General features: G+C 47.6%; 9 protein-coding genes and 1 pseudogene. 4 read left to right on the top strand and 6 right to left on the bottom strand.

Features of this window, described 5'->3' with window-relative positions; translation table 11 throughout:
• The 3 genes and pseudogenes from VIM87_RS02795 to VIM87_RS02785 form a co-directional block, all read left to right on the top strand.
• Positions 1-397 (top strand): annotated as a pseudogene (locus tag VIM87_RS02795) (3-beta hydroxysteroid dehydrogenase); the annotation flags it as partial.
• Between the two features lie 4 nt (positions 398-401).
• Positions 402-1,325: an NAD(P)H-binding protein gene (locus VIM87_RS02790; RefSeq protein WP_331995495.1), complete on the top strand. Its 924-nt coding sequence runs from the start codon at positions 402-404 to the stop codon at positions 1,323-1,325.
• Between the two features lie 14 nt (positions 1,326-1,339).
• Complete coding sequence (locus tag VIM87_RS02785) at positions 1,340-2,266, top strand: helix-turn-helix transcriptional regulator (RefSeq protein ID WP_331995494.1); 927 nt, start codon at positions 1,340-1,342, stop codon at positions 2,264-2,266.
• A 43-nt stretch (positions 2,267-2,309) separates the two neighbouring features.
• Here the strand turns inward: VIM87_RS02785 and VIM87_RS02780 are convergent, their stop codons facing one another.
• Positions 2,310-3,947, bottom strand: coding sequence for a S41 family peptidase (locus VIM87_RS02780; RefSeq protein WP_331995493.1), 1,638 nt, complete (start codon positions 3,945-3,947; stop codon positions 2,310-2,312).
• 235 nt (positions 3,948-4,182) lie between these two features.
• On the opposite strand from VIM87_RS02780, the gene VIM87_RS02775 reads away from it, so the two are divergent.
• Positions 4,183-4,593 carry a DoxX family protein gene (locus tag VIM87_RS02775; RefSeq protein WP_331995492.1) on the top strand — a complete coding sequence of 137 codons (411 nt, stop codon included), beginning with the start codon at positions 4,183-4,185 and terminating at the stop codon, positions 4,591-4,593.
• A 188-nt stretch (positions 4,594-4,781) separates the two neighbouring features.
• Here the strand turns inward: VIM87_RS02775 and VIM87_RS02770 are convergent, their stop codons facing one another.
• The 5 genes from VIM87_RS02770 to VIM87_RS02750 all read right to left on the bottom strand — a co-directional run.
• Complete coding sequence (locus VIM87_RS02770) at positions 4,782-5,570, bottom strand: alpha/beta hydrolase (protein WP_331995491.1); 789 nt, start codon at positions 5,568-5,570, stop codon at positions 4,782-4,784.
• Between the two features lie 63 nt (positions 5,571-5,633).
• Positions 5,634-6,404, bottom strand: a complete 771-nt coding sequence (locus VIM87_RS02765; RefSeq protein ID WP_331995490.1) for a DUF1223 domain-containing protein — start codon at positions 6,402-6,404, stop codon at positions 5,634-5,636.
• Positions 6,405-6,519: 115 nt separating this feature from the next.
• Positions 6,520-7,281, bottom strand: a complete 762-nt coding sequence (locus VIM87_RS02760; RefSeq protein ID WP_331995489.1) for a LytTR family DNA-binding domain-containing protein — start codon at positions 7,279-7,281, stop codon at positions 6,520-6,522.
• A complete protein-coding gene (locus VIM87_RS02755) occupies positions 7,262-8,206 on the bottom strand; it encodes a sensor histidine kinase (RefSeq protein WP_331995488.1) in 945 nt (314 codons plus the stop codon). Before VIM87_RS02755 ends, VIM87_RS02760 begins: the two co-directional genes overlap by 20 nt.
• A 167-nt stretch (positions 8,207-8,373) precedes the next feature.
• Positions 8,374-8,988, bottom strand: a 615-nt coding sequence (locus VIM87_RS02750; RefSeq protein WP_331995487.1) for a cytochrome P460 family protein, incomplete at its 5' end; no start/stop codon positions are given.

Below are 8,988 nucleotides of genomic sequence, written 5' to 3'. Positions count from 1 at the left end.
ACATGGATTTGTTCCCATCCTGGTTAATACCGCCCGGCAAAAAGGCTTTTCCGCTTATATTGGCGATGGGCTTAACCGATGGAATGCAGTGCACCGGCTGGATGCGGCCCATTTATTCCGCCTGGCCTTAGAAAATGCTGAACCGGGCGCCCGCTATCATGCCGCTGCAGAAGAAGCAATTACTGTCAGGTCTATCGCTGAAGCCATCGGCAGGCAACTAGATATCCCGGTAAGATCCATAGCGCCTGAAGCTGCTGCTGAACATTTTGGCTGGTTCTCACAGATGGCCGCCATCGACTGCCCGGCATCCAGCAAATTAACACAGGAACGTTTGAGCTGGCGCCCTACGCATTCAACGCTGCTTTCAGATATTGATAATGGCATTTATACCAAATAAGGCGATGAAAAAAATTATTGTAACCGGTTCCTTAGGGAACATTAGCAAACCATTGACTGAAATGCTGGTTGCCCGGGGGCACCAGGTAACAGTAGTGAGCAGCGATCAGAAGAAAGAGGCGGCTATTGAAGCCCTGGGAGCCACACCTGTCATTGGCTCCATCTCTGATGTTAAATTTTTAACGGACACGTTCAAAGATGCAGATGCCGTTTACGCTATGATCCCTCTGAGCTTTACGGAGCCTGACCTGGGCGGTTATCTACGACGGATGGCACAGAACTATGTACAGGCTTTAAAACAGGCGGGCACTAAGCGCGTAGTGCTGCTGAGTGGCTGGGCGGCCGACCTCACCCAGAGTGAAAATGTAGAGGAGGTTTTTGATGATCTGAAAACCTCGCTTACTATCATGCGCCCGGCTGTTTTTTATACCAATTTCTACCAGTCCATGGACCTGATCAAAGGCAAAGGCCTGATAGGTAAGCTCCTGACACTGCGGTATTCGGGGCTTTGGGCTTTAATCACCGGCAAGACCGGCCTGCTGATGGGAAATTATGGCGGAGAGGACCGGATCGTTTTCGTATCGCCGAAAGATATTGCGGATGCTGTTGCGGAGGAACTCTTATTACATCCTGAAAAGAAAATGATCCGTTATGTAGGCAGCGAGGAAATGACCTGTAACGAGGCCGCAAAGATCATAGGCGCCGCTGTAGGTAAACCCTGGCTAAAATGGATACTGCTATCAGACAAGGCAATGCTGCGCGGTTTGAAGATGGCCAAAGTGCCGGAAAAATTGGCGGCTACACTCGTAGAAATGCAGGCCGCCATGCATAGCGGTAAAGCTTTGGAGAACTTTCACCGGAACCAACCGCAAATGGGTAAGATTAAACTGGCCGATTTTGCCAAAGAATTTGCGAAAGATTATAAGTAATTAACTTTATGCCGATGAGCAGCTCTCAACTTTTTCGTTTCAAAACGATAACAGAATATCACCGGGCCGCAGGGTTGCCAAACCCTGCGCACCCTTTGATCAGCGTTGTTCATCTGGATGATGTTCAGGTACCCATGGCCCAGACCCCGTTCAGCATGATCTTCGACTTTTATTCGATCTCGCTAAAAAAAGCGCATCATACCAGGTATAAGTATGGACAGCAGGCAAGCGACTTCGACGAAGGTGTATTGTTCTTCATGGCGCCCGGACAGCTATTCGGTATTGATCTGCCGGTGAATATAAGTGAGGCAAAACGCCCCGAAGGCTGGATGATCCTGGTCCACCCGGATCTTCTGTGGAATACGCCGCTGGCAAAGAACATCAAACAATACGAGTTCTTCAGCTATTCAGTATATGAAGCACTTTATCTTTCAGATAAGGAGGAGGGCGTGCTCACGGCCATTGCCAGCCAGATAGAGCAGGAGTACAATGCGAACATTGATCACTTTAGTCAGAACGTTATAATTGCCCAGCTGGAGCTCCTTTTAACCTATTCGGAAAGGTTCTACCAACGCCAGTTCATCACCAGAAAGGTGGCCAGCCACGAGCTGCTGACACGCCTGGAAGATTTCTTATCGGAGTACTTCAACAGCGGAGCATTGGCCAGCAAGGGCCTGCCAAGCGTTACGCTCATCGCTGAAACTTTAAATATTTCACCGGGCTACCTGAGCAGCCTGCTTAAATCCTTAACCGGCCAAAGCACACAACAGCATTTGCACAACAAGCTAATAGAGCTGGCGAAAGAAAAACTTTCAACCACGAACCTTTCCATAAGCGAGATCGCTTATGAACTGGGATTCGAGCACCTGCAATCATTCAGCAAACTATTCAAAGCCAAAACGAACCTCTCGCCGCTGGAGTTCCGGCACTCATTTAATTAATATCTGGGTACTACCACTGCTCCCAATGGGAAAAGCGGTTTTTTTACTTACTCTTTTTCCTAAGCTCCGCTATCGCGGCTTCCAACACCGTATCCTTCCCTTTTCTAAGATCACCAAGCGTTGGCTTCACAACCATACCCGGCTGAATGCCTACTCCTACAAACTCCTTTCCATCGGGGTACGTATCATGCTTTGCACAAACCCTTGCATTGCCGCCTCCCGGCAAAGAGAAGAACATGGGCTGCCCGGTGCTCCCACCTGTTGGTTCACCAACGATCAATCCGCGGTGCATGGCATCAAAGGCCACGGCAAAATCTTCTGCAGCGGAAAATGTCCGGGGGCTGGTGAGCACTACTACGGGTTTGGTGTAGCAATACTTTTCATTAGGTGTAACACCGCCACTACCGTAACCATACCGCCCCTCGCTGTTACCCCAGGCCCTGTAAGCGGGGCGATAGTCGCGGGTATACCAGCTGCTGGTTGCAATGGTGTCACGGGTAAGGCATCTCAGCACCTCATAACCTACATCACTGCTGCCGCCTCCATTGTTGCGCACATCAAAAATAATTGCAGATGCTTTCGATATTACATCAAAGTCTTTCAGAAATGACTGGGCTGCTTCATCGGAAGCAAAGGTGTTCAATGCCACCAGGGCAATGCTGTCTTTCAGCCAGCTGAGCTGATATGCAGGTCTTGTGTACTTACCGTTTTCTGCTACGGGGATCCGTTTTACAGGAAAATTAAAACGCTTCCCTTTTTCGTCGGCAAACACCGTATTCACTACAGAATCCAGCGGGCCGCAAAACAGGGCATACTCATAGGTACGGGTATCAAGATCCTGCGAGGTAGAAGCGCTTTGATAGGGCCTTACATATTTTTCAGCATACTCCTTAACGGGCATGCCTTTGATCTCCAGCAGCTCTGCACCTTCTTTAAGGCCCTGCTTGCGTAGGTCATTGTCCCATATGGTTACTACCACAACTTTATCTTCCACCAGCCGTGTTCTGAAAGCAGGTCTTGCATACAAAGTATTACTCAGCTCTCCGGGCCCGTTCACATTGCTGTGGCCATCGTGCAGCTGTGCTACCATAGCGGTTAAAAGGGTGTAATATTCCGCAGTGCTTTTAGTGGCAGTTACCTTTGGCAGGTAAGCCATGTAAAGGGAATCCCAGTCCAGCTCCGGCACCAGGTCAAAATTAACAAAGCTGAATTTCGCCTCCGACCATAGCTTTGACAGGCCTGCGACCTTTTCGTTTGTTGTGAGGTCCGGTTTATAAGGAGTTTTTAATGCAGGGCCATCCCAGAACCTTTTGAGCCGGTTACCCGTGGATTCACTATTTGCCACCATTTGCGGCCAGCGCTGATCTGCATGCAGTGGATCCAGGTCTGAATCTTCTTTCAAATGGGCTGTATTCACATAGCCGTTCCTGATAGCCTGGTCCAGGAACTTAAAAGCATTCTCCTTATCCCCTGCCAGCGCATAGGAGCAGGCAGCATTGTAATAATTGTTTGCATCAAGGCCGCCTTTTTTAATGGCCTGGCTAAAGAGTGTTGCGCTGTTCGCATAGTCCTTCCTGTTATAAGCATCCTGCGCCTTTTGGGCCAGTTCTTCATGGTTTTGAGCAAAACAGGGGACTGTGAGCAAAGAAAACAGGAGCGGCAGTAATGTTGATCTGGTCATGGGTATAATAACAAAGTTGGGCTTTAAAAAATGTACAATGATCTCACGCTTCAATTTTCCAGGTTTGTAATTTAAGGAAAAAACGGAGGATATAATATACACCGGATCTTCCCAAGGCTTGCAACCTGTATTGTCTAACCGGCATTTCAATTTGTCTGCTTCAGGGCAAATTGACTGGCTTGTTCAACGGTCCTGCAGCAATTTTGTGTCATTAACCAAATAAAACTTTAAACTTATGACACAGAAAACAGCTACAATAATCTACTGGACAGGCACCGTACTAACCTCTATGTGGTTTGGAGCAAGCGGATTTTTTGAGATCACCGGCAACCCGATTGTCTGGGGCATCACACAGCAATTAGGTTATCCGCCGCATTTTATTTATACACTGGGCATTGCCAAACTATCCGGGGTTGCCGTTCTTTTAATTCCCGGTAAATTGCTCAGGTTAAAAGAGTGGGTGTTTGCAGGAATATTTTTCGATATCCTGTTTGCCTTTGCTTCCAAACTGAGTGTGCTTGGTCTGCCGGCAACCCTTGATGCTATTATTGCCTTTATTATGGTAACGGTAACTTATACCATGTTTAGAAAAGTTTACCCCGGTTTACATGCGCAATTTTCCCCGCGCGCTGAGCTTGAACTATAAAATTCTTCACTTAACATCTTTTATAAATGCAGGAGGCCGTCTCAAATTTGAGGCGGCCTTTCTGTTTTTACCTGTAAGCATTTCCAGTTATAAGCCGTATTTATCTATTGACCATTGGGCCATGATCCAAAACAGAAAAGCGTTTACGCAGATCCTGCGCAAACGCTTCCGGAGAATTCTAAGCGATCCTATTTATTCTCAGCTGCAGCCATAATTACCCTGGCAACTGCTTCCGGCTGTGAAATAAAGATCACATGGCTGCCTTTGATCTCAGTGATCTTTGCATTGGCCCGTTTGTACATTGTACGTTCTGTTCCGGGATCCAGCGCCTTGTCTTCCGTGGCAACAATACCATAGCTTGGCTTGGTTTTCCAGGCTGCCTGCTCCACCGGCTCTTCAAAGCAATGGCCTATGATAGGCACCTGTGAAGCGCAGAGAAAATCACTTTGAGCTTTGCTGAGATCACCGGCAAAACCACCGTGGAATTTTGCAGGATCAAAGTATACAAACCCGAATTGATCCGGTTTGGTAAAGCCTGCCTCAGGGGCTTGTGGAGCGGCAGCAACCCATTTACCGGCCGTTTCACCCTGGTCCGGCGCAAAGGCGGCAACATATACTAAACCGGCTACTTTAGGATTTACCCCTGCCGCTGTAATTACGGCGCCACCCCAGGAGTGCCCGACCAGGATCACCGGACCATCCTGCGCGTTGATCACACTGTTGGCAGCATTCACATCATCTTTAAGCGAGGTCAAAGGGTTTTGTACAATGCTTACATGGTATCCTTTTTTCGTTAGAATATCATATACCCCCTTCCATCCGGAGCCGTCGGCAAATGCGCCGTGTACCAGTACGATGTTCTTAACAGGCGTATTTTGTGCATTCCCGCTTTTGAAAGTGGTTAAAAGTTGCGCCATTACCAATAAGGCAGCCATTACAACCTTTTTAAGGCTGTTCAAAATGTTTCTCGTTGTCATTTAATTATTGATTTGTATCTAAGAAATGAAGATGGTTTTCCTGCGTTACCTAATGAGGTAGTATTATATAGCAACCCTTGCGGCTGCTTCGATTGCGCCTGTTGCCGGGTTTTGGATCATGCTGATGCATTCCCATTCTTCTTTATTAAAGCCGGTGGGCAGGCTAATTTGTTCTGCGCCCTGGCGGCCGGATTTTATATTAAACACCTGAAGGTCCCGCACAATCTGTACATGGGAAAGGGTGCGTCCTTTGTTCTCCCCTCTTTTAACGTCACTAACAGCATGCTTTTGCACCACCGCTACCAGCAGCTGGCTTTTGCCGGTGTTGCCCGTAACCTGGTAATTGAGATCCAGCTTCCCGGACTGCAGCTGCCCTGTTATATTCAGGGATGCTCCGCCAGCGCCGTTCAGCGCGGCTTCTATGGCATTGCTCACTGCTGTTTCATCTGATCCTATGTACTCTGAGCTGCCGTTAACAACCAGCTGCGGCGTGTATACCTGGGCAGGCAGCTGCTGGCTATACTGGTATTGCCGTTTTGAATATTCAGGGCTGCTGAAGATATCTTTCCAGCCAAGACGGTTCCAATAATCCACGTGATAAGCTAAAACATAGATGGGCTTATTGCCGGCTTCCTTTTGGATACGGGCTAAAAGCTCTTCAGCGGGCGGGCAGCTGGAACAGCCTTCTGATGTGAACAGCTCCAGCACGGCAAAGCCATTGCCTTTGGCGGAATGATCCTGTTTCTTTGAAACGGTACCCGGGGTAAAGGCTGCTGCGGTTAATAACGTACACACCATTGCGGTGCATATTGCTGACAATTTTACTGTTTTCATTTCCTTTGAATTTTATTTTAATTCAAAAGTATTGCGTGTTTGCGCCATCAGTAAGTGAAAAAGCCTCCGGCCAGACATATACGGCCCCCAACCCGGAATAACGGAGCGGGAATACCTAGCGCTCCTCCATCCAGGTAAGGAAGCTATGCGACTTTTCTTTATTTACAAGCAGCTTATCCGGCGTTTCAATCACCAGCTTCACATACAGCTTGCGCAGAAAATAAGGCTCCACCTCTTTGATGGCCTTAAAACTCACCAGGTACTGCCGGTTAAGGCGGAAGAACTGTTTTGCAGAAACTGCATTTGTTACCTGGTCAAGCGACTGGTTAATAGTATACTGCTGCTTATCAAAACACATGATCCAGGTAGCATCGTGGCGTACATAGAAGAAGGCAATATCTTCAACGTTCACCGTTTTATACTTCTGGTTCTGAAAAATAAGAAAGCTGGTTTTCCCGCTGGGCGCTGCCAGCTTTGAGAGCAGATCGCCCAGGTCCGGCAGGGTCTTTTGCTGAAAAAAGTTCTTTAGCTCATCCACCTTTTTCAGGGCCTCCTGGATATCCTGTTTGGAAAAGGGTTTCAGCACATAATCAACCCCGTTATTTTTAAACGCTTCCAGGGAATATTCGTCGTAAGCCGTACAAAATACCACCGGGCAGGTAACCTTCACTGATTTGAAGATCTCAAAACAAAGGCCATCGGCCAGCTGAATATCCATAAAGATCAGGTCCGGCATTGGGCCTTCTGACAGTGCCTTCACAGCACTTTCCACGCTTTGGTACGGACCGGCTATTTTAGCATCGGGCTTCAGTCCCAGTATAATATTCTCCAGCGACTTAGCTGTTTTCAGCTCGTCTTCAATGATGATTATGTTCATAAATAAGTGGCAGTTTTATCCGGAAAACCTTTTGGTCGTTGATAATCTCAATGTGCCTGTCAAGCAAATGGCTATAGCGCAGGTCTATATTTTTCAAACCTACACCCAATGAATTATCCTCCCCTTTTTTCTGCTGGATCTGGTTTTCGACCACGATCTTGTCCTGCTCTTCATAGATCCTGATATGCAGCGGCTTTTCCAGGGAAACAATATTATGTTTGATACAATTTTCAACCAGCAGCTGCAGCGTGAAGGGAGGAATAAGCGTGCCCAGCGCCTGTTTGCTGAGTGTACTTTCAAAAGTGAACCCGTCATCGAACCGCGCTTTCTGCAAAAAGAGGTAAGCGTTGAGGATATCCATCTCTTCATGCACATGGATCAGATCCAGCTTGCGGCTTTCCAGTGTGAAGCGGTAAAAATTGGAGAGCTTGAGAATAAAGTCTACCGATTCCTGGTCGCCGCTTTCCACCATTGCCTTTAAGGTATTCAGGCTGTTAAACAGGAAGTGAGGGTTTACCTGCTGTTTCAACAGCTCGTACTGGGCGCTGAGATGATCGTTCTTTATACGCTCCAGCTCCATGCTCACGTGCTGGTTCTCATAGTTCTGCTGCAGCAGGTGCAGGAACATATAAAATACCAGGTTGATCAAAATACCCCGCACTTCCACCATCAGCATTACCGGGCCAAAATTGATATGGGCCAGGATCAGCTGCTGGATCCAGGCAAGCCCAAACATCACCACCAGGCCAAATAACAGGCTGCTTAAAAGTTTTGAATAGGAGATGCTTTGCTTCCGGGCCATATTGGGCCGGCGCGACATCATAAAAATATTGAAGTACCACATCAGCAGGGCAAAGGTGGCTGTTAAACCTGCATTCACGGCTGCTTCTGCTGTATTAAAATGCCGTTCGGCAATTTGTGGCACAGAGGATAAAAGCCCAAGAACAATGGAGCTGATCCAAATAGTAGCATGAGATATTTTAAGGCCGGATCTTTTCATTTGCAGTAAATCGGTCTGGTTGTGATAAGGCATTGATTCTCCCCCACTATTCACAAAGTTATTAATACTTTTCGCATTCGCACGGAAAGGGATCATGGGAAAACAGAGGGCCTGTGAGAAAATATATAGGCGATCCTGTTAGCTGCGCTCATTTTATAGCCAGCACTATCGGCAGGTGCAGCACCCTGATCCAGCCGGTAGGTAAAGGGAGCCTCCGATTGAGTACTGGCAACCGTTTCAACACTTTCAACCGCACCATTTATATAACTGCCGTACCAGTATTTATTGTTTGCCTGCTTATACACCACCAGCTTAAATACTTCGCCGGGGACGTGTGTGTTATATGCGAACAGGGCACTTTTCTTAGCAGCTGCGTTCCCATAGAGAACAGACATGGTTTGCTGTTTCCTGTTTGCAAACGAGGTTATAACCTGCAGGCTGCCTGCATCAAATATTGCGCGGGCAGGGGCTTTACCCGGAGCTTGCTCTTCCAAAGGGAGATTAAACACATAATCATTTCCGCTGGCTATTTTATGGCAATTGAAACAGGTGGTATTAAACAGCGGTGTGCTGCCTTGTGGTTTAAGCCCTATGCCGTTGAACTTTGCAAATCCCCAGCCTTTACTGTCCGGGAACCTTTTACTGTCTTTAGTCATGATCTGCACACTGTTCAAAGAACCGGGCTTAATATCTCCGTTCTTTTCTTC

Origin of the sequence: Chitinophaga sp. (genome assembly GCF_036569125.1) — a bacterium.
GTDB lineage: Bacteria > Bacteroidota > Bacteroidia > Chitinophagales > Chitinophagaceae > Chitinophaga.
The sequence above is the reverse complement of the archived record's forward strand: the minus strand, read 5'-3'. Positions and strand labels throughout refer to the sequence as shown.